The organism is Armatimonadota bacterium (assembly GCA_031459765.1).
Taxonomy (GTDB): domain Bacteria; phylum Sysuimicrobiota; class Sysuimicrobiia; order Sysuimicrobiales; family Kaftiobacteriaceae; genus Kaftiobacterium; species Kaftiobacterium secundum.
In genome coordinates, this window is sequence record JAVKHY010000003.1 from 209137 (window position 1) to 234922 (window position 25786).

The 25786-nt window shown below is 70.4% G+C and carries 25 protein-coding genes and 1 tRNA gene; 22 read left to right on the top strand and 4 right to left on the bottom strand.

Annotated features, from left to right (window positions below; translation table 11 throughout):
- Positions 1-39: 39 nt before the first annotated feature.
- From QN141_05735 to QN141_05750, 4 genes are read left to right on the top strand one after another with little or no spacing between them, the layout of a single operon-like run.
- Positions 40-1032, top strand: a complete 993-nt coding sequence (locus QN141_05735; protein MDR7557973.1) for an AAA family ATPase — start codon at positions 40-42, stop codon at positions 1030-1032.
- Entirely contained in the window at positions 1029-1958 is a 930-nt protein-coding gene (locus tag QN141_05740) for a DUF58 domain-containing protein (protein MDR7557974.1), read from the top strand. The genes QN141_05735 and QN141_05740 overlap by 4 nt, the downstream gene beginning before the upstream one ends.
- On the top strand, positions 1937-2968 hold the full coding sequence (locus QN141_05745; GenBank protein MDR7557975.1) for a VWA domain-containing protein: 1032 nt from the start codon (positions 1937-1939) through the stop codon (positions 2966-2968). Before QN141_05740 ends, QN141_05745 begins: the two co-directional genes overlap by 22 nt.
- A gap of 3 nt (positions 2969-2971) precedes the next feature.
- Entirely contained in the window at positions 2972-3949 is a 978-nt protein-coding gene (locus QN141_05750; GenBank protein MDR7557976.1) for a VWA domain-containing protein, read from the top strand.
- Positions 3950-3961: 12 nt separating this feature from the next.
- Here the strand turns inward: QN141_05750 and QN141_05755 are convergent.
- Together QN141_05755 and QN141_05760 are read right to left on the bottom strand one after the other, a co-directional pair.
- Positions 3962-4037 (bottom strand) — tRNA-Arg (locus tag QN141_05755).
- A 68-nt stretch (positions 4038-4105) separates the two neighbouring features.
- Entirely contained in the window at positions 4106-5641 is a 1536-nt protein-coding gene (locus QN141_05760; GenBank protein ID MDR7557977.1) for a GGDEF domain-containing protein, read from the bottom strand.
- Between the two features lie 175 nt (positions 5642-5816).
- Between QN141_05760 and QN141_05765 the strand changes: the two genes are divergently transcribed.
- The 3 genes from QN141_05765 to QN141_05775 are packed head-to-tail and all read left to right on the top strand — an operon-like array spanning position 5817 to position 9193.
- Entirely contained in the window at positions 5817-6767 is a 951-nt protein-coding gene (locus QN141_05765) for an ABC transporter permease (protein ID MDR7557978.1), read from the top strand.
- Complete coding sequence (locus QN141_05770) at positions 6742-7617, top strand: ABC transporter permease (protein MDR7557979.1); 876 nt, start codon at positions 6742-6744, stop codon at positions 7615-7617. The genes QN141_05765 and QN141_05770 overlap by 26 nt, the downstream gene beginning before the upstream one ends.
- A 28-nt stretch (positions 7618-7645) precedes the next feature.
- Complete coding sequence (locus QN141_05775; GenBank protein MDR7557980.1) at positions 7646-9193, top strand: ABC transporter substrate-binding protein; 1548 nt, start codon at positions 7646-7648, stop codon at positions 9191-9193.
- 43 nt (positions 9194-9236) lie between these two features.
- On the opposite strand, the gene QN141_05780 is transcribed toward QN141_05775, so the two are convergent.
- The gene (locus tag QN141_05780; protein ID MDR7557981.1) at positions 9237-10151 is read right to left on the bottom strand and encodes a hypothetical protein; all 915 of its coding nucleotides are present in this window, start codon (positions 10149-10151) and stop codon (positions 9237-9239) included.
- Positions 10152-10255: 104 nt separating this feature from the next.
- Positions 10256-10930, bottom strand: a complete 675-nt coding sequence (locus tag QN141_05785; GenBank protein MDR7557982.1) for an alpha/beta fold hydrolase — start codon at positions 10928-10930, stop codon at positions 10256-10258.
- 129 nt (positions 10931-11059) lie between these two features.
- Between QN141_05785 and QN141_05790 the strand changes: the two genes are divergently transcribed.
- The 15 genes from QN141_05790 (at position 11060) to QN141_05860 (ending at position 25786) form a co-directional block, all read left to right on the top strand.
- Positions 11060-11815: a FadR/GntR family transcriptional regulator gene (locus tag QN141_05790; protein ID MDR7557983.1), complete on the top strand. Its 756-nt coding sequence runs from the start codon at positions 11060-11062 to the stop codon at positions 11813-11815.
- Positions 11808-12692, top strand: a complete 885-nt coding sequence (locus tag QN141_05795; protein MDR7557984.1) for an NAD(P)-dependent oxidoreductase — start codon at positions 11808-11810, stop codon at positions 12690-12692. Before QN141_05790 ends, QN141_05795 begins: the two co-directional genes overlap by 8 nt.
- A 26-nt stretch (positions 12693-12718) precedes the next feature.
- A complete protein-coding gene (locus QN141_05800) occupies positions 12719-13642 on the top strand; it encodes a thiamine pyrophosphate-dependent dehydrogenase E1 component subunit alpha (GenBank protein MDR7557985.1) in 924 nt (307 codons plus the stop codon).
- On the top strand, positions 13629-14642 hold the full coding sequence (locus tag QN141_05805; GenBank protein MDR7557986.1) for an alpha-ketoacid dehydrogenase subunit beta: 1014 nt from the start codon (positions 13629-13631) through the stop codon (positions 14640-14642). The genes QN141_05800 and QN141_05805 overlap by 14 nt, the downstream gene beginning before the upstream one ends.
- A 38-nt stretch (positions 14643-14680) precedes the next feature.
- Complete coding sequence (locus QN141_05810) at positions 14681-16021, top strand: Xaa-Pro peptidase family protein (GenBank protein MDR7557987.1); 1341 nt, start codon at positions 14681-14683, stop codon at positions 16019-16021.
- A gap of 71 nt (positions 16022-16092) precedes the next feature.
- A complete protein-coding gene (locus tag QN141_05815) occupies positions 16093-17094 on the top strand; it encodes a TAXI family TRAP transporter solute-binding subunit (protein MDR7557988.1) in 1002 nt (333 codons plus the stop codon).
- Between the two features lie 12 nt (positions 17095-17106).
- Complete coding sequence (locus QN141_05820; GenBank protein MDR7557989.1) at positions 17107-19011, top strand: TRAP transporter fused permease subunit; 1905 nt, start codon at positions 17107-17109, stop codon at positions 19009-19011.
- Positions 19012-19038: 27 nt separating this feature from the next.
- Positions 19039-19488: a cupin domain-containing protein gene (locus tag QN141_05825; GenBank protein ID MDR7557990.1), complete on the top strand. Its 450-nt coding sequence runs from the start codon at positions 19039-19041 to the stop codon at positions 19486-19488.
- Complete coding sequence (locus QN141_05830; GenBank protein MDR7557991.1) at positions 19485-20570, top strand: alpha/beta fold hydrolase; 1086 nt, start codon at positions 19485-19487, stop codon at positions 20568-20570. The genes QN141_05825 and QN141_05830 overlap by 4 nt, the downstream gene beginning before the upstream one ends.
- Positions 20567-22888, top strand: a complete 2322-nt coding sequence (locus tag QN141_05835) for a xanthine dehydrogenase family protein molybdopterin-binding subunit (GenBank protein ID MDR7557992.1) — start codon at positions 20567-20569, stop codon at positions 22886-22888. The genes QN141_05830 and QN141_05835 overlap by 4 nt, the downstream gene beginning before the upstream one ends.
- A gap of 10 nt (positions 22889-22898) precedes the next feature.
- Positions 22899-23357: a DUF2269 family protein gene (locus QN141_05840; GenBank protein MDR7557993.1), complete on the top strand. Its 459-nt coding sequence runs from the start codon at positions 22899-22901 to the stop codon at positions 23355-23357.
- 46 nt (positions 23358-23403) lie between these two features.
- Complete coding sequence (locus tag QN141_05845) at positions 23404-23835, top strand: DUF5668 domain-containing protein (GenBank protein MDR7557994.1); 432 nt, start codon at positions 23404-23406, stop codon at positions 23833-23835.
- Between the two features lie 30 nt (positions 23836-23865).
- Positions 23866-24216 carry a PspC domain-containing protein gene (locus QN141_05850; protein MDR7557995.1) on the top strand — a complete coding sequence of 117 codons (351 nt, stop codon included), beginning with the start codon at positions 23866-23868 and terminating at the stop codon, positions 24214-24216.
- A gap of 6 nt (positions 24217-24222) precedes the next feature.
- Positions 24223-25140, top strand: a complete 918-nt coding sequence (locus QN141_05855) for a TIGR03560 family F420-dependent LLM class oxidoreductase (GenBank protein ID MDR7557996.1) — start codon at positions 24223-24225, stop codon at positions 25138-25140.
- Positions 25133-25786: a LysE family transporter gene (locus tag QN141_05860; GenBank protein ID MDR7557997.1), complete on the top strand. Its 654-nt coding sequence runs from the start codon at positions 25133-25135 to the stop codon at positions 25784-25786. Before QN141_05855 ends, QN141_05860 begins: the two co-directional genes overlap by 8 nt.

Below are 25786 nucleotides of genomic sequence, written 5' to 3' on the forward strand. Positions count from 1 at the left end.
ACGCTCTCGGTTGAGACCTTCCAGCAAGCGTCGGCCACGATGCGCAAGCTGCTCGTGGAGATCAAGCGGGTGATCGTGGGGCAGGATCTGATGCTGGAGCGCATCCTGGCCGCCCTGCTCGCCCGCGGCCACGTCCTCATCGAGGGCGTGCCCGGGCTGGCCAAGACCCTGGCCATCAAGACCACCGCCCGGGCCATCGATGCCACCTTCAAACGCATCCAGTTCACCCCCGACCTGGTGCCCGCCGACCTGGTGGGGACGCGAATCTACAACCAGCACACGGGGACCTTCGAGACCGAACTGGGGCCGGTCTTCGCCAACCTGGTGCTGGCCGACGAGATCAACCGGGCGCCCGCCAAGGTGCAGTCTGCGTTGCTGGAGGCGATGCAGGAGCGACAGGTGACCATCGGCAAAGAGACCTTTCCCCTGCCCAACCCCTTCCTCGTCCTGGCCACGCAGAACCCCATCGAGAGCGAGGGCACCTATCCGTTGCCCGAAGCGCAGGTCGACCGCTTCATGTTCAAGATCGTCATCACCTATCCCAGCGTGCACGAAGAGATCACCGTGGTGGAGCGCATGACGCTGGAGCATCCCGAGGTGTCCCCCGTCATCCACGCCGAGGAACTCTTTGCGCTGCAGCGGGTGGCCGATCAGGTCTACGTGCATCCCAAGATCGTGGAGTACGCGGTGACCCTGGTCAACGCCACCCGGCGGCCGAAGGACTACGGACTGGCCGACCTGGCGCCCTTCATCAGCTTCGGGAGCAGCCCCCGCGCATCGTTGAACCTGATCCTCGGCGGCCGGGCGCTGGCGCTCATCCGCGGGCGCGAGTACGTGCTGCCCGAGGACGTTCGCGATCTGGCCCCGGAGGTGATGCGCCACCGCTTCGTCCTGTCCTATGAAGCCCTGGCCCAGGACGTCACCACCGACCAGCTGCTGTCGCGCATCCTCGCCGCCGTGCCCGCGCCCCGCGTGCACATCGGCGACCCGTACGAAGCCATGAGGACCGCGCCGACGGCGCCCGCCGGATGAGCCGTCTGGAGACTCCCGAGCGCATCCTGCGCCGCCTTGAGTTCAAGGTCGTGCGGCGCCTGGACGGCTACTTCTTCGGAGACTACACGGGGATCTTCTACGGTCCCAGTCTGGATCTGGCGGAGGTGCGGGAATACCAGCCGGGCGACGAGGTGCGCCGCATCGACTGGAACGTCACGGCGCGCATGAACCGCCTCTTCGTCCGCCAGTACCTTGAGGAACGGGAGCTCACGGCCTGGCTGCTGGTCGACCTCTCCCCCTCGATGCACTTCGGCACCCGCCGGCAGTTGAAGCGGGAGACCGCGGTGGAGTTCGCCGGGGTGGCCGCCTACATCGTCACCCGCCACGGGGACAAGGTGGGGTTGCTGGGATTCCCCGGCCGGGAGGTGTTCATCCCGCCCCGCGGCGGACGGATGCACGCCCTGCGCATCATCCACGCCCTGGACCAGGCCGCCTCACGGGACGGCGGCGCGGCGGACCGGCCGGGGGACGCCCAGGCCATGGACCTGGCGGCCAGCCTCCGCCACCTCGGCCGCCTGCTGCGCCGGCGGAGTCTGGTGTTCCTCCTCTCGGACTTCCTGGGACCGCAGGGGTGGGAGGGGCCGCTGCGCGAGTTGAGCCGGCGCCACGACGTCATCGCGGTGTGGATCCAGGATCCCGCCGAGCGCGAGTTGCCCGACGTGGGCGGGCTCTTCGTCCGCGATCCTGAGAGTGGCGAGCAGCTGTGGGTGGACACCTCAGATCCGGCGTTGCGCAAGGCCTACCGCGAACTCGTGGCCCGGCAGCACCAGGGGGTGGCCGGGGCGCTGCGGGCGGCCCGGGTGGACACCATGGTCCTCTCCACCGCGGAACCGCTGGTCGATCCCCTGATCCGGTTCATCGAGTACCGTCGGAGGAAAGGACGTTGGAGTTCGGCTGGCCGGTAATGCTGTGGGCCCTGGCGGCCCCTCCGCTGCTGCTGTGGGGATACGTCCGCCTGGTCCGTCGCGCGGCCCGGCGGGAGCGCCTCCTGGCCGATCCGCATCTGCTCAGCGTGCTGTGGTCGCGACCGCCGGCGTTGCGGCGGCACCTTCCGGTGGCGTTCTATCTCGCCGCGGCGACGATCCTGACGCTGGCCGTGGCCCGGCCGATCGCCGCCATCCCGCTGCCGGTGAACCGCGCCGCGCTCATCATCGCCCTCGACATCAGCAAAAGCATGATCGGCGAGGACGTGGCGCCCAACCGCCTCAAGGCGGCGCAGGACGCCGCGCTGGATCTCCTGGAGGCCATGCCGCCGACGGCCAAGGTCGGCTTGGTGGTCTTCAGCGACTACGCGCAGGTCCTGGTGCCGCCGACGACGGAACGGGAGACGATCCGCCAGGCGATCGGGGGACTGAAAGTCCAGCAGGCCACCGGCATGGGCTCAGCCATTGTGGAGTCCCTGCGCGTGCTCCCGGGACGGCGGGCGCTGCTGGGCGACCGCCTGAACGTGCAACCCGGCGGGCCGCCCGGTCTGGTGCCGAGCCCGCCCGCCGGCCCCGTGCCGGATCAGCAACCGGCCGACCTCCCGCCGGCGGCCATCGTCATCTTCTCCGACGGCGTGAGCAACCTCGGCATCCCGCCCAATGTGGCGATCTCCCTGGCCGTGGACGGTAAGGTGAAGGTGTACGGCGTCGGGGTGGGCACGCCCAACGGCAGTGTGATGACCGTGGACAACCAGCTCGTCCTGGTGCCCTTCGACGCCACCCTGCTGAGCCAGGTGTCCCAGGCCACCGGCGGCCGGTACTTCGAGATCACCCAGCGTGAGGAGCTGCGCAGGATCTACCGGCAGCTCGGCCGCGCCATGGGCTGGGAGCGGCGCCGCACCGAGGTGACGTCCTTCCTGGCCGGGGCGGCGGGCATCCTGATGATGGTGGGCGCGCTGTTTTCCATGATCTGGTTCCGGAGGGTGCCCTAGGCCGTGAGCTTCCAGTGGCCGGCGATGCTCTTCGGGCTGGTGGTGCTGCCGGTCCTGGGGTGGGTGTACCTGTGGCTGCTGCGCCGGCCGCCGCGCCGGGCAGTGCGCTTCACGCAGGTGGCGCTGCTGGGCCGCGCCCTGCGGCAGACCCGTCCCTGGCGCCGGCACCTCCCCGCGGCCCTGCTCGGCAGCGCGCTGGTCTGCATCATTCTGGCCCTGGCCCGCCCCGTGGCCCCGCTGCCGGTGCCGAGCGCGCAGAACACCGTCATCCTGTCCATCGACGTCAGCCGCAGCATGCTGGCCGAGGACATGCCGCCCAACCGCATGGAAGCGGCAAAGTCCGCGGCGCGCGAGTTCGTGGAGTCCCTGCCCCGGGGCCTCAAGGTCGGGCTCGTGACCTTCAGCAGCTACGCGCAGCTCGTCGTCCCGCCGACCGCCGACCGGGCCCGCGTCCTGGAGGCCATCGGCCTGCTGACCACCGAGTACGCCACCGCGATCGGCGACGGGCTGGTCGAAGCGGTCTACGCGCTGCCGGGGCGCCAGCGCCCCCTCGATCCGATGTCCCCGCCCCCTCCGCCGAAGGAGTCGGCGCCGCCGGCGACTGTCGTCCTGCTCTCCGACGGGCAGAGCAACCGGGGTGTCGTCCCTCAGGATGCGGCGCGCCTCGCCCGGGACCAGCGGGTGAAGGTCTTCACCGTCGGGATCGGCACCCCGGAGGGGACCTTCCTGAACCTGGGGGGCCGCAGCATCTGGGTGCGGCTGGACGAGGACACCCTGCGCGAGATGGCCGAGATCGCCGGCGGCTCATACTATCACGCCCGCTCCGTGCTGGAGTTGCGCCAGGTCTACCGGCGGCTCAGCCGGGTCGTGGGGTGGGAGTCGCGTCCCACCGAGGTCAGCGCCCTGGGCGCCGGTCTCGCCCTGGTCCTGCTGGTCGGCGCGCTGGTGAGCTCGCTGGCCGTCGTCCACCGGATTACGTAAGCCGCGGAGTCCTGGCGGGCCCGGAGGGAGTCGAACCCTCACGCTACGGATTAGAAGTCCGTCGCTCTGTCCGTTGAGCTACGGGCCCGAAGATCCACGGCGCACCGGCGACGCCGCTCGCCGCCATCCAGTATACTGCATGGCGAACATCCTGACTCACCCGGAGGGAACGAAGGCTCCGCCCCGCCCGACGGTGTCGTCGTCCCCGGAGGCTCTGGCCGTGCGTTTCGCGGCGTACATCTGCCGGTCGGCTTCCTCGAGCAGGGCGTCGAGGGTCGGCGATGCCGGCTGCGCGCTGGCCGCGCCGACGCTGACCTCGATCCGCAGTTCCTGACCGCCCGCGATCAACGGGCGCTCGCCAATCTGTCGCCGCAGCCGGGACGCCGTCGCCGCCGCCCCGTCGGGACCGGTGTCGGGAAGCAGGATTACGAACTCGTCGCCTCCGAAGCGGCCGACCAGATCAGTCTCCCGCAGGCCCAGGCGCAGGGACCGCGCCACGTGGACCAGCGCCTGATCCCCCGTCAGGTGGCCGTAGCGGTCGTTGATCCTCTTGAAGCCGTCCACGTCCAGCATGAGGACCGACAGCGGGTAACCGTGCCGCCGGAACCGGGCGAACTCCCGCTCGGCCAGGCGCAGGAATTCGCCGCGCGCGAGCACCCCGGTGAGGTGATCGGTGCGTGCCAACGCCCGCAGCTGGCCGACGAGCCGCGCATTTTCGTGCTGGGTAATGGACTGCCGCCCGGCGACGAAGAGCGTGATGGCGATGGCCCCGGAGAGCAGCGGAGTCAGCGAGGCGCGCTCCGGCATGCGCGCCATGAGGAAGGCGATCAGCAGCACCGTGTACCCCAAGGCGACGGCCAGGTGGGGGAGGAAGCTGCCGGCCACGCGGTCCTCGTCGGCCAGGCCTTCCCGCGCCCCGCCGGCGTGAGCCAGGGCCTCGGTGACGGCGCCGCCGGCGACGGCCAGCCCCGCCAGCAGGTACAGGATGTCCGGCCAGTTGCCGGCCTCGTAGCGCTCGAGAATGGCCAGGTACCCGAAGGCGGTGTCGGCGAGGAAGAACCCGAAGGCGCCTGCGGCCAGCAGCGCCACGCCGGTCCTGCTCGTCCCCCGGCCGGCACGCAGGAGCAGGGCCGCCGCGCCGAACAGGAGGACGAGGTCTCCGATCGGGTAGGCCGCGGCCATCGCCGTGGCGACGATCTCCTCCCCCGCCCGGACCGTCGGCCCCAGGACGAAATACCAGACGACCATCCATCCGCCGACCAGCACGGTTCCGGCGTCCAGCGCGAACTTCCACTTCCCCAGCCGGTCCTGGGGGGCGTGAGGAAAGAGCAGCATCCCGGCCATCATGAACGGATAAAACAGGAGGTAGAAGATGTCGGCGATCGACGGGAAGGGATCGCGGCCCAGTCTGTTCTCCAGGTAGCCCCATATCCCGTCCCCCACGGCGTAGGCAAGCTGGCCGAGAGCGATGAAGGTCCAGGCCCGCGCCGGCGCCCGGGGCATGGCCGGGTGGCGGGCGGCGAGCCAGATCGCCGCGGCGGCGAGCAGATCGGAGGTCACCCAGAGGAGGTCGGCGATGAGGGCCCGGTGCGGCAGGCTCCCCCAGAGAGAGAAGGGCAGATAGGCGGCGGTGAGCAGGGTCAGACCGGCCGTGATCCGGCCTGCCGACAGTTTCAGGGTGTCGACCAGCACCTGCCTCATGGTGCGCCCGGGCCGCAGGCACGCCCGTTGCGGGCGCAGAGGCCGTGACGGCTCATCCTTTCAGTCTGCCCGCACCCCTGCCGGAACAGACAGCCGCCCGTCGTCCTGCGCGGCAGGAGCCCCCGGGCCACCCGTCTAATGCGACGGAAACCCTTCGGGGGGCACCTTGGGCGCGTACCTGACCCGCCGGATGCTTCTGGCGGTCCCCACGGTCTTTGGCGTGCTGCTGGCGGTGTTCCTGTTGATCCGGCTGGTGCCGGGAGACGTCGTCACGCAGCTGGTCGGACTGGAGGCGACGATCTCGCCCCAGCGGGTGGAGGAACTGCGCCGGCTGTTCGGCCTGGACCGGCCCCTGCTCGTCCAGTTCACCGACTACGCCGGGCGCGTCGTGCGCGGCGATCTGGGGCGGTCCCTGCGCACCGGGCGGTCCGTAGGAGCCGAACTGCTGGCCCGCTTTCCTGTGACGATCGAACTGGCCGCCTGCGGAGTGCTCGTGGCGCTGCTGATCGGGGTGCCGGTGGGCGTGCTCGCCGCGGTGCACAGGGGAAAGGCGGCGGACTACCTGGCCACGGGATTCGTCATGCTCGGATTGTCCATCCCCTCCTTCTGGTTGGCCATCCTGCTCATTCTGTTCTTCGCCCTTCGGCTGGGCTGGTTGCCGCCGACGGCGTACGTCACCCCCCAGGAGAGCCTGGGGCGGAATCTGCAGCATATGATCATGCCCGCGCTCTCCGTGGGGATGGTCCTGGCCGCCGGCATCGCCCGCATCGTGCGCAGCAGCCTGCTGGAGGTGCTGGGACGGCACTATATCCGGACGGCCCGGGCCAAAGGACTGGCCGAGGGCCGGGTCGTCCTGCACCACGCTCTGCGCAACGCCCTGATCCCCGTCGTGACGGTGATCGGGTTGCAGTTCGGGACGCTGCTCGGCGGCACGGTGATCATCGAGCAGATCTTCAGCCTGCCCGGAGTGGGGCGCTATGCGCTGGAGGGGATCAACCTGCGCGATTACCCGGTGATCCAGGGCGCGGTGCTGGCCATCGCCCTGGCCTTCGTGCTGGTCAACCTGGTCGTGGACCTGTGCTATGGATTCCTTGACCCTCGTATCCGCTACCAGTAGGGTCCTCCCGCGGCCGCGATCGCGCCTGCGCTCGCGGCTGGCCCGGCACCCCGGCGCGCGGATCGGCGGGCTGCTGATCCTGGTGGTGCTCGCCGGCGCCGTCTTCGCCCCGTACCTGGCGGGGTACGATCCGGTGGCCGTGGCGCCGCGGGACCGGCTCCAGGGGCCGACGGCGGCGCATCCGCTGGGCACGGATATCTACGGCCGCGACACGCTGGCGCGGGTGCTCTACGGCGGGCGGATCTCGCTGGCCGTCGGGGCGCTCTCCGTGGGCCTGGCGCTGGTCGTCGGCGGGACGCTCGGTGCGGTCGCGGGGTTCTGGGGCGGATGGCTCGATGCCCTGGTGATGCGCGTCGCCGATGTCCTGCTGGCGTTTCCCGCCATCCTGCTGGCCATCGGCCTGCTGGCGTTCCTGGGCGGAGGGTTCTGGAATGTCGTGCTGGCCATCGCCATCGTCTACACCGCGCCCCTGGCGCGTGTGGCGCGGGCCGGGGTCCTGACCGTTCGCCACGAGGAGTACGTGCAGGCGGCGCGCGTCATCGGTGCCGGCGACGGGCGGATCCTGGGCCGTCACGTGCTGCCGAACGCGGTGGCACCCGTCGTCGTGGAGAGTACCCTGCGGCTGGCCCTGGCCATCCTGGCCGAGGCGGCGCTGTCGTTCCTGGGGCTGGGGACGCAGCCGCCGGCGCCGACCTGGGGGCAGATGATCGCCGAAGGTCGGGCCGTGATGTCCTTCACGCCGTGGCCGGCGATCGGCCCCGGCCTGGCCATCACCGTGACGGTGCTGGGGTTCAACCTGCTGGGCGATGCCGTCCGCGATGCCTTCGATCCCCATACGGTCGGCTCGTAGTCCATCACGTCAGGAGGAGGAGACACTGATGCGTACCGTGATCACCATCCTGCTCGCCGGGGCGCTGGCCGCCGGCGCGGCACTGCCGTCGACGGCACAGTCCGGGGGCCCGCGTTACGGCGGCACGCTGCGCGCCGGCATGCAGACCGATCCTGTGGGCCTGGACCCGCACCTGACCACCGCCACCGCCACCCGGAACATGATGGAGAACGTCTACGACACCCTGGTCATGGTGAATGCGCAGGGCCGCTACGTGCCGGCTTTGGCCGAGTCCTGGACGACCTCGGAGGACGGGCTGACCTGGACGTTCCGCCTCCGGGCCGGGGTCAGGTTCCACAACGGCCGTGCCCTGACCGCCGATGACGTGGTCTACTCCATCAACCGGATCCGCGACCCGAACACGAAGTCGCCCCGAGCGGGCGACTTCGCTGAAGTGGACTCGGTGACGGCGAGCGGCCCCTCCACGGTGGTGATCAGGCTCAAGCGACCCTTCAGCCCGCTGCTGGCCAAGCTGGCCTTCTCGACGAACGTCATTGTGCCCAGAGAGGTGGTGGAGCGGGACGGGGATCTGAACCGCAATCCCACCGGCACCGGGCCCTTCCGGTTTGTCGGCTACACTCCCCAGCAGCGACTCGTCCTGGTCCGCAGCGGCGACTACTGGGAGCGGGACAGCAGCGGCCGGCGCCTGCCCTACCTGGACCGGATCGAGTTCGTCTTCCTGCCCGACGCGGTGGCCCGCGCCACGGCGCTGCGGGCCGGCGCGGTGGACTGGATCGAATACGTGCCCTCCTCGGAGGTCAAGGCGCTGCGCGCCGATCCCAACGTGGAGGTGGTGGGAGGGCTGTCGGCCAACTTCCGCAGCCTGTACATCAACAACACCGTCCCGCCCTTCACCCACGTCAAGGTCCGTCAGGCCCTGGCCTACGCCATCGACAAGAAGGAGATCGTGGACGCCGCCCTGTTCGAGGTCGGCGGCATCGTGGCCACGGGGACGGCGATCCCGCCCGGCAACTTCTTCGCCTATCCGCGGAGCCCGTACACCCGGGTCGATCTGGACCGGGCCAGGCGTCTGCTCGCCGAGGCCGGGCAGGCGTCGGGCTTCGACGCGGAGCTGTATGTCACCAGCACCTACGACTTCCTGCGCACCCCGGCGGAGCTCATCCAGGCGCAGCTGGCAAAGATCGGGATCCGCCTGCGAATCACCGCCGCGGACTGGAGCGTCTACCTGCCCACCGTCTTCCAGAAGCGCTACACGCTGACGATCCTGGGGACCTCGGGGCAGACCGATCCGGACGACTTCCTCTACGGGAACTTCCACAGCAAGGGCGGGCTAAACCTGGTCAACTACAACGATCCGCAGTTCGACCGCCTCCTGGAACAGGCACGCGCGACCAGTCGGGAGGCCGACCGCAAGCGCCTCTACGACCAGGCCCAGGCGCGGCTGCTGGAGACGGTGCCCATGGTCTTCATCTACCACTCCACCCAGTACGAGGCGGTGCGGCGCACCGTGCGCGGTTTCGAGCACTGGCCGAACACCTCGTACCTGGGGCTGCGGCGGACCTGGATCGCGCCCTAGCGACGTGACGGGGGAGGACGGGATCGGTCGTCCTCCCTCCCGCTTATCGGGTGAGGTCCGCCAGGACGGGTTCCAGCCGGCGGTTGACGGCGCTCAGGACGGTCTTCGCCGCGGCCAGGCTGGGATCGCCCTCGAGCCGGGCGATTCCGGGGAGCAGCGCCTCGTCGGTGGGCGAAGTCAGGATGACGTTGGCCCACACGGCAATCTCGGTGGCCGACGAGACCGGCTGGATATTCTCCAGGACCAGCCCGTAGCCGGTGGGGAGGAACTCGGTGATGGCGCGGACGGTCGCCTCCGCCGCCAGGTGGAGGTATTGCTCCGGGATATTGCGCCCCACGGCCCGGCCGACCACTCGGCGGTCTCCGAAGGACAGCTCCACCAGCGCCATAGCGGTGAAGCCCACCGTTTCCAGTTCCGCCCTCCGCAGGATCAGGCGTCGGGGCAGCCCCCGCACCGGGGGAGGGGCGGACGCCCCGGGGACCTCCAGGTGGACGGCCGCCGGACGAGGCACGGCGGAGGCCGGCGCGCGGGGCGAGGGTGGCGCGGTCGTCTCCGCCCCGAAGGCGACGAGGCGGGCCAGGTGGGGCAGCTCCCGACCCAGCTGGTCCAGACCTGCCGGGGCATCGGCGAGGTAGATTGCCATCGCGTCGTCGTTGACCGGATCCAGGACCACGCCCTCGCCGGTCTCGAACTCGACGACGATGCCCTGCACCGCGCCCAGGCGCAGTCCGGCCGCCTTCTCCTGGACGACCTTCAGCGTCGACGCGGCGCAGGCGGCGATCTCGTCGAGGTCCAGGGTCTTGCTGGCCGTCACCGCGTCGATGACCAGGCCGTCGCCGCTGGCCAGCAGCAGGTTGCGCACCCCGCGGGCGGCAAGACGCTCCAGGGCGTTGACGTCGTCACGGACCGCCTGGAATGCGCGCAGCGCCTTGGTCTCCCGGTCGTCAACGACGGGCATCGGTGTGCTCTCTTCTTCTGTCAACCTTCCATGAACGTGCAGTAGAGCAATTCCCATACCGGGGCGCGGGTAGACGGCGGCGGGTGGGGGGACCCGGGGCGGGGTCAGCGGGCGGGGGGTGGTTCGTCCAGTCTCCGGCGCAACCAGGCGGCGACGTCGGCCAGGCTCTCCTCGCTGACCTGGTGACCCATGGGGTATTCCCGGTAGGTGAGGTCCAGGGGAAGGCGGGCGAGACGGTCGCGGGTGGCCCGGGCGTGGTGGATGGGCAGGATCGGGTCGTCCACGCCGTGGACCACCAGCACGGGAATGCCCCGCAGCGCTTCCGGCGGGGCCATCTTCGGCAGGACCTCCGGGAGGATGCGGCCGCTCATCGCCACGACACCCGCCACCAGATCCGGTCGCGTCAGCAGCACGCTGAGACTCATGATCGCCCCCTGGCTGAACCCCAGCAGGTACGCCCGTTGCGGATCCGTCCCGTAGGCGTCGGGGAGCTCTCCGAGGAAGCGGATCAGGGTCTTCCGGCTGGCCTCCGCCTGCTCGGGGTTGATCACGGGATTGTCCGGATCGAGCTGGACCTCGAACCACCCATACATGCCGGGAGCAAGGGTCACCGGTGCGCGGGCGCTGACGACGAAGAAGCGATCGTCGAGGTAGGGCGCCAGCCCCATCAAGTCTCCTTCGTGGCTGCCGACGCCGTGCAGGAGCAGCAGCAGCGGCGGAGCGGCTGCCGGCGAGGTCGGAGGACGGGTGAGGTGCACGAGGGAGAGGCGCAAGGACATAGAAGGCTCACCCTTTGGGATTCCGATCGCGCCCGGCGAGTCCTGCCTGACCCCCTTCCGCCAGGAGGGGGTGCCGCATTCTCGTCGAACCCCACGGGAAACGAAGCGTGTCTGATTGTCAGACAGATCATGGAAGCGCCGATCGAGCGCCGGAAGGTGTACGAACTGCTCGCGGAGCGCCTGCTGACCCGCATCGGCGAACGCCACCTCCGGCCTGGCGATCCTCTCCCGACCGAGCGCGAGCTCACCCGTCTCTACCGGGTCGGCCGCTCCTCGGTGCGTGAGGCCCTGCGCATGCTCGAGTCGAAGGGCCTGATCAAGCCCGTCGGCACCGGCGCCTTCGTCGTCGCCGAATACACCAACCCCTTCAACGATTCGCTCAACCTTCTCCTCACGCTCAAGGAGACGAGCCTCCGGGAGTTGTTCGAGGTGCGCAAGATCCTCGAGGTCGAAGCGGCGGCGCTGGCCGCGGCGAGGAGGACGGCGGCGGATCTGGAGGCGATGGGCCGGGCCGTCGAGGAGATGGAGGCGGGCCTGGCCTCTGCCGACCGCTACATCGCCGCGGATCTGCGGTTCCACCTCACGGTGGCCAGGGCCACGGGCAACAAGGTCGCCGTGCACTTGATGCACGCCATCCGGGGGGTCCTGCAGGAGGCCCTGGCCTCGATCTACCGCATTCCGGGAAGCCCTCAGCAGTCCATCATCCAGCACCGCGGGATCCTGGCCGCGATCGCGAGCGGCGACGCCGCCGACGCGCGCTGGCAGATGTGGCAGCACCTGGCCCGCGTGGAGCGCGACATCGAGGAGATCCTGGCCGGCTCCCCCGCCGGGCGGGGGAGCCGAAGGCACGCGGCGGGGGGAGGGAAGGGGGCGCGGCGTGGCTGATCTCGGCTTCGTCGGGCTCGGCGTGATGGGCGGGCGGATCGTGCGGCGCCTGCTTGCCGCCGGGCATACCGTCACCGGGTACAACCGGACGAAGCACAAGGCGCAGTGGCTGCTGGACCTGGGCATGCGCTGGGGCGACACCCCGCGGGAGGTGGCGGCCGGCGCGGAGGTGACCTTCTCGATGCTCACGGACAGCGCCGCGCTGCGCGCCGTGGCCGAGGGGCCCACCGGCATCATCGCCGGCCTCGGCCCGGGGAAGGTGTACGTGGATATGAGTACCGTCTCCCCCCAGGTCAGCCGGGACATCGCCCGCGCCGTCGGGGAGCGCGGGGCGCAGATGCTCGATGCCCCGGTGTCCGGCAGCGTCAGCACCCTGGAGGAGGGCACCCTCTCCATCATGGCCGCCGGAGACCGCCAAACCTTCGACCGCGTGAAGCCCATCCTCCAGGCCATTGGACCGAAGGTGACCTACGTCGGCGAGCAGGGGCAGGCCGTCGTGATGAAGATCGCCGCCAACCTCAGTCTCGCCGTCCAGATGCTGGCCTTCAGCGAGGGCGTCCTGCTCGCGGAGAAGAGCGGCATCCGGCGGGAGGTGGCGGTGGAGGTGCTCCTGAACAGCGTGATCGCCTCGCCCATGCTCAAGTACCGCGGGCCCTTCGTCCTGCGCATGCCGGAGGAGGCGTGGTTCGACGTGCGGATGATGCAGAAGGACCTGGGTCTGGCCCTGGAGCTGGGCCGGCAGCTCTCAGTCCCGCTGCCCGCCACAGCCTCGGCAAATGAGCTGCTCACCGCGGCACGGGCGATGGGGTTGGGGGCACAGGATTTCGCCGTGCTGTTCGACGTGCTCCGTCATCTGGCCGGGATGGAGGGACGCTAGTGGACTGGCTGCAGGTCTACGCGCAGATGCTGCGCATCCGCCTCTTCGAGGAGCGCGTGAACAGCTTGTACCGCAGCGGCAAGATGGAGGGGTTGGCCCACCTCTACATCGGCGAGGAGGCGGTGGCGGTCGGGGTCTGCCAGGCCCTGCGCGAGGACGACTATATCACCTCCACGCACCGCGGCCACGGCCACTGCCTGGCCAAGGGCGCCTCCCCGGCCCGCATGTTCGCCGAACTGCTGGGGCGCGTGGACGGGTACTGCCGCGGCAAGGGCGGCTCGATGCACATCGCCGACCAGGAGCGCGGCAACCTGGGGGCCAACGCCATCGTCGGCGGCAGCAGCGGCATCGCCACGGGCGCGGCCTTCTCGGCCCAGCGGCGCGGGTCGGGGCAGGTCGCGGTGTGCTTCTTCGGGGAGGGAGCGCTCGGCCAGGGGATCCTCTACGAGGTCATGAACATCGCCGCGCTGTGGCGCCTGCCGGTCATCTATGTCTGTGAGAACAACCTCTACACCGAGTACACCCCGGTGCGCGAGACGACGGCGGGCTCGATGCGGGCGCGGCCCGAAGCCTTCGGCATCCCCACCGAGGAGGTGGACGGGCAGGATGTGCGCGCGGTATTCGCCGCCGCGGCGCGGGCCGTCGCCCGGGCCCGGGCGGGAGAGGGGCCATCCTTTCTCCTCTGTCACACCTACCGCTTCCACGGCCATCACGTCGGGGACGTGAACCGGGAATACTACCGGAGCAAGGAGGAGGAGGAGCTGTGGCGGACGTCCCGCGATCCGCTGCGGCTGCTGGCCGGGTGGCTCCTGGAGACCGGTCAGGCCCGCGCCGCCGACTTCGAGCGGCTTGAGGCGGAGATCCGCGCCGAGGTCATGGCGGCGGAGCAGACCGCCCTCGCCGCGCCCTTCCCGGATCCCAGCGAGGTGACCCGGCATGTCTACGCGTAGGGACGCTGTCGCCGCCCCGGTCCGGGAGATCACCTTCGCCCAGGCCGTGCGCGAGGCCCTCGCCGAGGAGATGCGCCGCGACCCGACCGTCTTCGTCATGGGCGAAGATGTGGCCGAAGCGGGAACGCCCTTCAAGGTGCTCTCCGGGCTGGTCGAGGAGTTCGGGCGCGAGCGCGTGATCGACACCCCGATCTCCGAGGCGGGGTTTGTCGGCATCGCCGTGGGCGCGGCGATGACCGGACTGCGCCCGGTCGTGGACATCATGTTCGGCGACTTCCTCGCGCTGGCCATGGACCAGATCGCCAACCAGGCGGCCAAAGTGCACTACATGTCGGGGGGAAAGCTCACCGTGCCCCTCGTCATCCGCACGACGATGGGTGCCCTGCGGCGGTCGGCCGCACAGCACAGCCAGAGCCTCCATGCCTGGGTCAGCCATATCCCGGGCCTCAAGGTCGCGCTCCCCTCGACGCCCTACGACGCCAAGGGGCTGCTGAAGACGGCGATCCGGGATCCGAATCCCGTGGTCGTCTTCGAGGACAAGATGATGTACCAGGTGCGCGACGCGGTCCCGGCGGAGGAGTACACGATCCCTTTCGGGGCGGCCGACGTCAAGCGCGTGGGCCGCGACATCACCCTCGTCGCCACCAGCAGCATGGTGCAGGTCGCCCTCCAGGCGGCCGCACAGCTGGCGGAGGAGGGCATCAGCGCCGAGGTGGTCGATCCGCGGACGACGGTGCCGCTGGACGCCGCGACCATCATCGCCTCAGTGCGCAAGACCAGCCGGGCGATCGTGATCGACGAGGGGTACCGCTCCTACGGCGTGACGGCGGAGATCGCCGCCCTGATCGCGGAGGGAGCCTTCGACCACCTGGACGCCCCCGTCCGCCGGCTGGGGGCCATGGACGTCCCGGTGCCGTTCTCCCCGGTGCTGGAGGACCGCACGGTGCCAACCCCGGAGCAGGTCGCGGCCGCGGCCCGGGAGCTCTGCGGAGTCGCATGATGATCCTGGTGTCCTGACGGACGGAGAGGAGTCGGCCGATGGGGACCAAGACGTTCGGACTGATGGGCGTGGACTGGGAGGAGCGCGTGAACTTCGAGCGCCTCCGTACCGAGCGGCTGGCCCGGGTGAAGCGCTTCCTCGAGGCCTCCGAGCTCGGGGCGTTGCTGTGCTTCGATATGAACAACATCCGCTACATCACCGCCACCCACATCGGGACCTGGGCCATGGACAAGCTGGTGCGCTTCACGCTGCTCCCCCGCGGCGACGAACCGATCCTGTGGGACTTCGGCTCCGCGGCCCGGCACCACCGGCTGTACAACCCCTGGCTGGGAGAGCGCTCGCGCGCCGGGATCTCCACGCTGCGCGGCGCCTACCCGGAGCAGGCGGCGGACGTGGCGCGCAAGATCCGCGTCGAGCTGGAGCAGCGCGGGTTGCGGGACGCTCCGCTGGGGGTGGACGTGGTCGAGATCCCGGTGCTGGAGGCGCTGCGGGCGGAGGGGATCCGGGTCGTGGACGGTCAGCGTCTGATGCAGGAGGCGAGGAAGATCAAGACCCAGGACGAGATCACGCTGCTGACCACGGCCTGCATGATGGTCGACGCGGCGTACGAGGAACTGTACCGGACGATGCGGCCGGGGATGCGGGAGAACGAGTGCGTGGGGCTGGTGAACAAAGTCCTCTACGATCTCGGCAGCGAGCATGTGGAAGGCGTGAATGCCATCTCCGGAGAGCGCTGCAACCCCCACCCGCACGTCTACACCGACCGGGTGCTGCGCCCGGGCGACCCGGTGTACTTCGACATCCTGCACTCCTTCATGGGCTACCGCACCTGCTACTACCGGACCTTCGTCGTCGGCAGCGCCTCCCGGGCCATGGTCGACGCCTACGCCCGCTGCCGCGACTACCTCGACGAGGCGATCAGTCTGATCAAGCCCGGGGTGACCACGGCCGATGTGGTGAAGGTCTGGCCCAAGGCCACGGAGTTCGGGTTCGCCGATGAGGAGGCGGCGTTCGCCCTCCAGTACGGCCACGGCGTGGGGCTGTCCATCTGGGAGAAGCCGATCTTCAGCCGTCTAGTGTCCTTCGATCACCCTGAGGTGATCGAAGAGGGCATGGTCTTCGCCCTGGAGACCTTCTGGCCGGCGGCGGACGGCTGGTCGGCGGCGCGCATCGAGGAGCAGCTGGTGGTGACCAAGAGCGGGTGCGAGGTGATCACGCGCTTCCCGGCCGAGCAACTGCTCGTGGCCGGCACCCGCTACTACACGGCGGTCGGCCCCCTGCCGGCGACCCGGGAGACGCAGTCGCACCTGAACCGCGCAGGCACGGTGGAGGCGGTGGTGAGCAGCGCACAGTACGAAGGGACGCGGGTCCGCGGCTGATCGGTGCAGCGTGCCGTGAGGCCAGCCCGGCGTGTAGTGCCGCAGGGGGAGCCATGACGGGAGGTGGAGCGATGGGTCGGTTATGGAGGCGGTATGCGGCCGCCGTCGTCGTGCTGGCGGCGGTGCTCGCGGTGTCGTTGCCCCAGACGCTGTCCGCCGCGCCCAAGGTGCGGATGACGATTCTGGGTGGTCCTCCGGCGGGCGTCTTTGGGATTTTCGCCACCGGCATCGCCACGTACATCAACCGCGCCGTTCCCGAGGTGGACCTCTCGGTGGCGGCCACAGGGGGATCCACCGAGAACGTCCGGCGCCTGCAGGCCAAGGGCGCGGAGATGGGGCTGGCCTTTGCCTCCGACGTCTATGAGGCCTACAACGGGCTGGAGATCTTCCAGGGGACGCGGCACACCAACCTCCGGGCGCTGGGATTGGTGTTCAACGGCGCGTCGCACATCGTGACCTATCAGGACTCCGGCATCCGCAGTGTCGCCGAGCTGGCCGGCAAGCGCGTCGCCGTGGGCACGCCGGGATCGGGGACCTTTGCCACCGCGGAGCGGGTGTTCCGGGTTCTGGGGATCTGGGACCGGATCACGCGGGTGCCGCTGCTGGGAGCCGCCGCTGCCAGCGCGCTCCAGGACGGCCGGGTCGACGCCTTCTTCTTCACCGGCCCCTATCCCGACCGGGGCACGATCGAGGCGGCGATGGTGAAGCCGATCCGGATGCTCGACGCCTACACCCCGGCCGCGGCCGCCGGTTTTTTGCGCCAGTTCCCGTACTATTCGCGGTTTGACTTCCCGGCCGGAGGGTATCCCGGCATGACCGAGTCGGTCCCGGCGGTAGGCATCCCGCTGCTCTGGCTGGCGCATGTCGACGTCCCGGCTCCGATCATCCAGACGATCCTCGCCGCCGCCTACAGCGTGCAGGGCCACGAGCACATGCTGCGCGTCCACGCCGCGGCCGCCGATATGCGTCCCCGGCAGGCGTTGAAGGGGATTGCGATCCCCCTGCACCGGGGGGCGGAAGCCTACTGGCGTTCCGTGGGGCTGGAGATTCCGGAAGCCATTCGGGCCCGGTAGCCGAGACCGGCCGTGATCCGCACGCTCTCGCGGGCCTGGGATGTCGCCGCGCAGCTCCTCCTGGGCGGTGTCTCCCTGTACTACCTCTGGCTGGCCTGGTACGGGGTGGCCTCCCTGCAGTACTACCGCGGCGTCGCGGTGCTCTTCAGCTTCGTCGCTCCCCTGCTGCTGTACCGGGGATGGCGCCGCGCCCCGGAGAGAGCCCCGCACGCGGTGGATCTCCTCCTGGCGGCGGGCGCCGTCGTCGGCGTGGCCTACTGGATACTGGAGCACGAGGCCATGGCCTACCGGGCCGGCGCCTACACCTCGGTGGACGTGTGGATGGGCGTCGTGGTGACCATCGTGGCCATCGAGGCCGCCCGGCGAGTGCTGGGCTGGTCCATGGCGCTGTGCGCCATCATCCCCATCGCCTACGCCCTCTTCGGCCAGTACCTGCCGCCCATCGTCGGCCATCGGGGGTTCACGCTGCGCCGGGTCATCGAGTACGTCTATCTGACCTCCGATGGAATCTTCGGCATCATGGCCGAGGTGCTGGCCAGCTTCATCATCCCCTTCGTGGTCTTCGGCGCCTTCCTGCAGCGGGCCGGCGTGGGCAAGTTCTTCATCGACCTGTCGCTGGCCGTTTTCGGACGGATCGCGGGCGGTCCGGCGCAGGCGGCCGTGCTCAGCAGCGCGCTGCTGAGCACGATCAACGGGAGCCCGGTGGCCAACACCGTGACGACCGGATCGATTACCATTCCGCTGATGAAGCGGGCCGGCTTTCCCCCGCACATCGCCGCCGCGGTGGAGGGGGCGGCTTCCACCGGCGGGATGATCCTTCCGCCGGTCATGGGCGCGGGAGCGTTCATCATGGCCGAAATGACGGCCACCCCCTACGCGCAGATCGTGAAGATCGCGGCCATCCCGGGCATCCTCTTCTTCGTCTCCGTGGGGACGATGGTTTACCTGGAATCCCGCAAGCTCGGACTGCGCGGCCTGCATGCGCACGAGGTGCCGCGGGCCAGAGCGACCCTGCAGGAAGGCTGGTACCTCTTCCTGCCCATCGTCGTCCTGGTCGGCCTCCTGCTGCGGGGATTCTCTCCTGAGCGCTCGGCGGTCTACGCGATCCTCAGCGCGGTGGCGGTGAGCTGGGTCCGCCCCCAGACGCGCATGGGCCCCCGGGCCGTCTGGCAGGCGCTCGTCGATGGCGCCAGGTCGTCGCTGTTCGTGGCCGCGCTCACCGGCGCGGTGGGCGTACTCATCGGCGTCCTGGCCCTGACCGGGATCGGGATCCGCTTCTCGTACATCGTGGTCGCCCTGGCCGGAGGGAAGCTGTGGCTGACCCTGTTGCTGATCGCCGTCTCGACGCTGGTCCTGGGGCTGGCCCTGCCCATTACCGCGACCTATCTGATTGTGGCCGTGATTGCGGTGCCGGTGCTGCGGGAGCTGGGGGTGCCGCTGCTCGTGGGGCACATGATTGTCTTCTGGCTGGCCCTCGATTCGAACATCACGCCCCCCGTGGCGTTGGGGCCGTTCGCCGCGGCGGCCATTGCCGGCGCCGATCCGATGAAGACCGGGTGGAACTGCTTTCGGTTCGCCAAGATCATCTACGTCATGCCGGTCCTTTTCGCCTACACGCACCTGCTCCTCAACGGCACGCCGGCGCAGAACGCGGCGGCGGTCGTGGCGGCCACCCTGGGGACGCTGATCTTCTCCGCGGTGAGCACAGCGCAGCTCATCATCCGGACCACGCTGGTCGAGTGGCTGGCCCTGGCCGCGGCCACGCTGCTGGCGTTCCTGCCCACCCCGCTGGCCTGGACGGCAGCGCTGATGCTCTTCGGCGTCGTGGTCATTTCGCAGCGCCGGCGGGCGGCCGGTGCGATCCGGATGGTCCAGCCCCTGGCCGCAGAACAACCCGGCTCAGAGGGGAGCGCTTGACTCCTGGAGTGAGGGAGGGAAGGAGCAATGAGTGTCCCGCACCACCGGCTCCACGAGAGCGACGTGGGGGTCATCGGTCGCGGTCCCGGCTCCAAGGTGTTCCACGTCGAGGAGGTCACCGAGCTCGCCTCGCAGCATGACGGCCGGCGGAAGAAGATCCTGCTGAATGCGATCAACACCGGCTCGCCGCTCCTGGTCGACATCGTCTCCTACGCCCCGGGCGGGACCTCGCCGCTGCACTTCCATCGGGAGATCGATCACTTCTTCTTTGTCCTGGAGGGGCGGGGGCGCATCGTGATCAACGGGCAGGACCATCCGCTGCGGGCCGGGACCGTGGTGTGGATCGCCGCGGGGGACATGCACAAAGTGTACGCCGACGCGGACAGCCCTTTGACCTTCCTGGAATACTTCTCCCGCGGCGCGCACGAGACGGTCTTCCTGGAACAGGCCTGCGAGTGGCGCCCCGATCCACGGTGACGGCTGACGCCAACATCCAGGCGGCCATCGCGCACTGGGCGCCGCGTTTTGTGGCCCAGGGTGTGGACTACAACGACTTCGTCCGAACCACGGCTCTTCTCCAGCAGTGGGAGGAGTGGTTGGAGGCGTGGTGCCGCACCGCGGCGACACATGTGGCGCTGGCGCGCGAGGCGGAAGATCGCGCACGCCCGATCACCGCCGGCGAGGCCTACGTCCGCGCCGCCTTGTGCTTCCACTTTGCCAACTTCCTCTGGTTTGTGGACCTGGACCGGCACCGCGCCGCGGCGGAGGAGGCCGTGGCCAGCCTGTATGCCGCGCATCGCCTCCTCGACCCGTCCGCGCAGCGGATCGAGGCGTCCCTGGAAGGGGCGCGGATGGTGGCCAACCTGCGCCGGCCGGCGGGCGGCGGGCGGCCGCCGCTCGTGCTGCTCCTGCCCGGATTGGACTCCACCAAAGAGGAGTTCTTCCATTGGGAACAGGTCTTTCTGGCCCGCGGGATGGCCACGCTGTCCCTCGACGGCCCGGGGCAGGGCGAGACGGGATATACGACGACGATCCGACCGGACTACGAGGTGGCCGTGACGGCCGTCCTCGATGCGCTGGCCGGACGGGACGACATCGACCTCCGCAGAGTCGGCGCCGTCGGGGTGAGCCTGGGAGGCTACTATGCGATCCGGGCCGCCGCCTTCGAACCGCGGATCGCGGCCGCGGTGGCGATCAGCGGGCCGTACAACTTCGGGGAGTGCTGGCCGTCGCTGCCGGAGCTGACCCGGGAGGCGTTCCGGCATCACTGCGGCGCACAACGCGCGGAGGAGGCGCGGGTGCGGGCGTCCGACCTCGACCTCGCGCCGGTGCTCCCGCACCTGCGGAGCCCCCTGCTGGTGATCGCCGGCCGACAGGATCGCCTCATCCCCCCGGTCCAGGCGGAACGGACCGCGGCCGAGGCCCCCGACGCGGAGCTGGTGATGTACCCGGAGGGCAACCACGTCTGCAACAACATCCCCTACAAGTACCGTCCCCTGGCCGCGGACTGGATCGGTGAGCAGCTTCGCGCGCCGCGGACGGGGCCACGGACGTCGTGAGCGTGTCCGGCTCGGGCTGGATCGGCCGGCCCGTGCGCCGCCGCGAGGATGGCCGCTACCTGCGGGGCGAGGCCACCTACGTGGCGGACATTGCCCTGCCCCGCATGGCGCACGTGGCCTTCGTGCGCAGTCCGCACGGCCATGCCGTCCTGGGACCGATCGCCACCGCCCGCGCCCTGACCCTGCCCGGCGTCCTCGGCGTGTTCACCGCGGGGGATCTGGCCGATCGCCTCCGTCCCGTTCCTCCCAACGTCGTCGAGGGCGCCACCGTCGCCCCCGTGCCGCATCCGCCGCTGGCCTCAGGACGCGTGCGGTACGTCGGGGAACCGGTGGCGGCTGTGGTCGCCGACACCCCGGCGGCGGCGGAAGACGCGCTGGAAGCCGTCGACGTCGAGTATGCGCCGCTGCCCGTGGTCACCGATCCCCAACGGGCGCTGGAAGGAGCGCCGCCGGTGCACGATGCTGTCCCCGACAACGTCCTCCTCCGGTGGTCGCGGACCGGCGGCGATCCGGATCGGGCCTTCGCCGCCGCCGCGACGGTCGTGCGCCAGACGTTCCGCATCCCGCGGGTGGCCGCCGCCCCGATCGAGGCCCGCGGCGCCGTGGCCGCCTACGATCCGGGCGCCGACCTGCTGACCGTCTGGTGTTCGATGCAGGATCCGCACCGCCCGCGCCACCAGCTCAGCCGGGCGCTCGGCCGGCCGGAGGACCGCATCCGGGTGATCGTGCCCGACGTCGGCGGCGCCTTCGGGAGCAAGGGGTCGCTGCCGGTGGAGATCGCCGTGCTCGCCGCCCTGGCCATCCGCCTGGGCCGCCCTCTGCGCTGGATCGAGAGCCGTCGCGACAATCTGCTGGGCTCCTACCAGGGACGCGGCCTCGATGCCGAGATGGAGATGGCGCTGGACGGGGAAGGGCGCATCCTTGCCGTGCGCGCCAGGCTCGTCGCCGATCTGGGGGCGTACCTCTTCCCGGCCACGCCGGTGCCATCCCTGACCACGGGCATGCTGCTCGTCGGCGCCTACGCCATTCCCCACGCCTCGGTGGAGGTGGTCGGGGTCGCCACCAACAAGGTGCCCACGGGTCCGTACCGCGGGGCGGGCCGGCCCGAGGCCGCCTATCTGGTCGAGCGCATGGTCGATCTCGCCGCCCGGCAGACGGGGATCGATCCCGTCGAGTTGCGGCGGCGCAACGCCATCCCCGCGGACCGCTTCCCCTACACGACCCCGCTCGGCTTCACCTACGACTCCGGCGACTACACCGCGGCGCTGGACCGGCTGTGTCAGATCATCGACTACGAGCGCGCCCGGGCGGAGCAGCGGCGCGCGCGGGAGGCGGGCCGCCTGCAGGGGGTGGGGGTGGCCCTGTACGTGGAGCGGGCCGGGAGCCAGTTGTGGGAGAGCGCGGCCGCCTCGGTCGAGCCGAGCGGACGCGTCGTCGTGCGCATCGGCTCGAATCCCCACGGGCAGGGGCACGAGACCACCTTCAGTCAGATCGCGGCCGAGGTGCTGCGGATCGATCCGGATCTGATCACCGTCGAGCACGGCGACTCGGCCCTCGTGCCCCGGGGAGTGGGCACGTTTGGGAGCCGCTCCATTACGGTGGGCGGATCGGCGCTGCTCCTGGTCCTGGAGAAGATCAGGACGCAGGCCGCCGCCATCGCCGCCCACCTGCTGGAGGCCGCTCCGGCAGACATCGAGTGGGAGGACGGGCGCCTCTTCGTTCGCGGCGCACCCCGGCGCAGCGTGGCCTTTGCCGACGTCGCCGCGGCGGCGTATCAGCCGGGGCGGCTCCCGCCCGGGATGGAGATGGGGCTGCAGGCGTCCGGGATCTTCGTCCTGCCGCGTCCGGTCTTCCCCTTCGGCGCCTACGGCGCCGTCGTCGAGATCGACCCCGAAACGGGCCAGGTGCGCCTGCTCACCGTGGCCGCGGTGGACGACGCCGGCCGGATCGTCAACCCGCTGCTGGCCGAAGGACAGGTGATTGGCGGCGTCATCCAGGGATTGGGAGAAGCCTTCACGGAGGTCTTCGTGTACGGGGAGGACGGGCAGCCCCTCAGCGCCTCCTTCACCGAGTACGCCCTCCTCCGCGCCGCCGACGCGCCCGTCGTGCACAGCGAGTTCCGCGAGACGCCGTCGCCGATCAATCCGCTGGGGGCCAAGGGCGTCGGCGAGGCCGGCACGATCGGTGTCCTGGCCGCGGTGGCGAACGCGGTGATGGACGCCCTGGCGCCGCTGGGTATCCGCCATCTCGACTTCCCGCTGACGCCCGCCCGGCTGTGGGCGGCCATCCGGGAACGACGGAGCACCGGATGGGGGTAGGAGGACGGAGGTGACGGCCTACACTCTGCTCAAGTTCCTGCACGTGCTCCTGGCGATCGCCGCCGTGGGAGCGAACATCACCTACGGGCTGTGGCTGGCCCGCGCGGCCCGCGAGCCCCGGCATCTGGAGTACGTCCTGCGCGGGGTGAAGGTGCTCGACGACCGGGTGGCCAATCCCAGCTACGCGCTGCTGTTCGTGACCGGGGCGGCGATGATCTACGTCGGCGACCTCTCCTGGACGACGCCGTGGCTGCTGGCCTCCCTCGTCCTGTACGCCGTCGTCCTCCTGCTGGGACTGCTCGGCTACACGCCGCTCCTGCGCCGCCAGATCGCCCTCCTCAGCGCCGGCGGACCCGCCTCGCCGGAGTACCGGACCGCGGAGCGGCGGGCGCGCCTGGTCGGCACGGCGCTCGCCGTCCTGGTCGTCGCCATCGTGTTCCTCATGGTGGTGAAGCCGGGCCTGTGGTGACGGCCGTCCCTCTGCTATGCTGGCAGAGGGCCCCGGGGGGAGCGACATGGAACGGCGACGATCGGTTGCGGGCATCGGGCTCATCCTGCTCGTGCTGGGGCTGATGTTCCTGCTGAGCAGCCTCGGATACGGCCGGTGGCTCGCGTGGTCCCGCTGGTGGCCGCTGATCCTGATCGCCCTGGGGATCTGGCTGCTGGTGCGACGGGAAGCCCCCGGGCCGCCCGTGCCGGCCTCTGCTCCGCCGACGTTGCCCGTGCCGTCGGATGCCGCCGCTCCCGCGGAGACCACTCCGCCCGGCGGACCGATCGCGGCGCAGTCCGCGCAGCAGAGGAGACGGTCTCCTACCGGGGCCATCATCCTGATCGGCATCGGTGCGGCGTTCCTGCTCCAGAGGTGGGTCGGCGGGCACATCTTCCCGGCCGTCGTGCTCATCGCCATCGGCATCGCCCTCCTCCTGCGCGATCGCCCGGTCTCATGATACGTTGAAGGCGGAAGGAGGAGAGACGCGATGGCACGATTGCAGAAAAGCGCGCGCAACCGGATCCTGTTCGGGGTGGCCGGCGGGTTGGCCGAGTACTTCCACGCCGATCCGGCCATCTTCCGCGTGGTGTTCATCCTTCTGACCTTCGCCAGTGGCATCGGGGTGCTGCTCTACCTGATCCTGGCCCTGCTCATGGCGCGGCCGGAGAGCGCGACGACGCGGCCGCTGGAGGTCGTCAAGGACAACCTGCGGACGGCGCCGCGGGAGACCACGGAGGCGGGCCGCCGCTTCCTCCAGCTCCTCCGCGGTCCCGCGCCGGAGGGCGGAGCGGCGGAGCGGCCGGAGGAGCCGATGGGAGAGCGCGACGCCACCCGGTAGGCGGGCGTGGACGTCGCGATCATGATCGAGGGCCAAAACGGCCTGACCTGGCCGCGCTGGCAGCGGATTGGCCCGCTCGTCGAAGCCCTCGGGTTCGCCGGGCTGTACCGTTCCGACCACTTCACGAATGCCGTCCCGCCGGACCGGGAGTCCCTTGAACTGTGGACGTCGCTGACCTGGCTGGCCACGCATACCCGGCGGATTCCCTTCGGCCCGCTGGTCACCCCCTGTTCCTTCCGCCATCCGGTGATGACGGCGCGGATGGCCGCGGCGGTGGACGACCTGTCCGGCGGCCGGCTGGTGCTGGGCATGGGGGCGGGATGGCAGGAACGGGAACACATCAACTACGGCTTCGACCTGCTCCCGCTGCGGGAGCGGATGCAGCGGTTTGAAGAGTCGCTGCGCATCGTGACCGCGCTGTTCGCCTCCCCGGACCCGCTCACGTTCACCGGCCGGCACTATCAGCTGCGGGATGCGGTGCTGCTTCCCCGGCCGCGCCCGGGCGGCCCGCCGGTGCTGGTGGGGGGGAACGGGCCGACCCGTACCCTGCCCCTGGCCGCGCGGTACGCGGTGGAGTGGAACGCGACGATGCAGACGCCGGAGGCGTTCCGCCGTCTCAGTACTCGCCTGGACGCGCTGCTGGCCCGCCGGAACCGCGCCTCCCACAGCGTCGTCCGGTCGCTGATGACGGGGCTCGTCTTCGGGACTTCCACGGCGCAGGTGCGGGAGAAGCTGGACCGGCGGGGGCGGACGCGCGAGGAGCTGCGCAGCCGGGGCGTTCTGGTGGGAACGCCGGAGGAGATCGTGACGCAGCTGCGCGAGCTCTCCGCCGCCGGCGTGCAGCGCATCATGCTGCAGTGGCTCGACCTGGACGACCTCGACGGGCTGCGCGCCCTGGCCGAAACCGTGCTGCCCCATGTCTGAGCTGCTGGGGATCGCGGCGACCTGGTGGCTGATCAGCCTCTCCGGCATCCTCATGCCGGGACCGGTCTCGGCGATCGCCATCTCGGAGGGGACGCGCCGCGGGGCGATCGCCGGCCCGCTCATCACCGCGGGGCACGCCGCCGCGGAGATTGTCATGCTCGCCGTGCTGGCGGTGGGACTGACGCAGGTCCTGAAGCAGTCCGTCGTGGTCGGCCTGATCGGCGTTCTGGGCGGGGCCGTCCTGGGGTGGATGGGGTGGGGGATCCTGTCCACCGCGCGGTCCGACCCCACGGCGCCCACCGCCCCGGTGCCCGGGGTGGGCGCGGCGCACCTCGCCGTGGTCCGGGCCGGCGTCCTGACCACCGTCGGGAACCCCTACTGGCTGTTGTGGTGGCTGACGGTCGGGGCCAGTTACTTTGTGCTGTTCAGTCGCTTCGGCTGGTTGGCCTTGGTCGTGGTCTTCTACGCCGGGCACACGGTGCTGGACCTGGCCTGGAACAGCTTCCTGGCCGTGGTCGTGGGGTCCGGACGCGGCCGGATCCCGCCCGCGGTCTACCGGATCATCCTCGGCGTCTGCGGGGTCTTCGTGATGGCGATGAGCGCGTACTTCCTGATTTCCGGGGTGCGGTTCCTCCGCGGTCCGTAG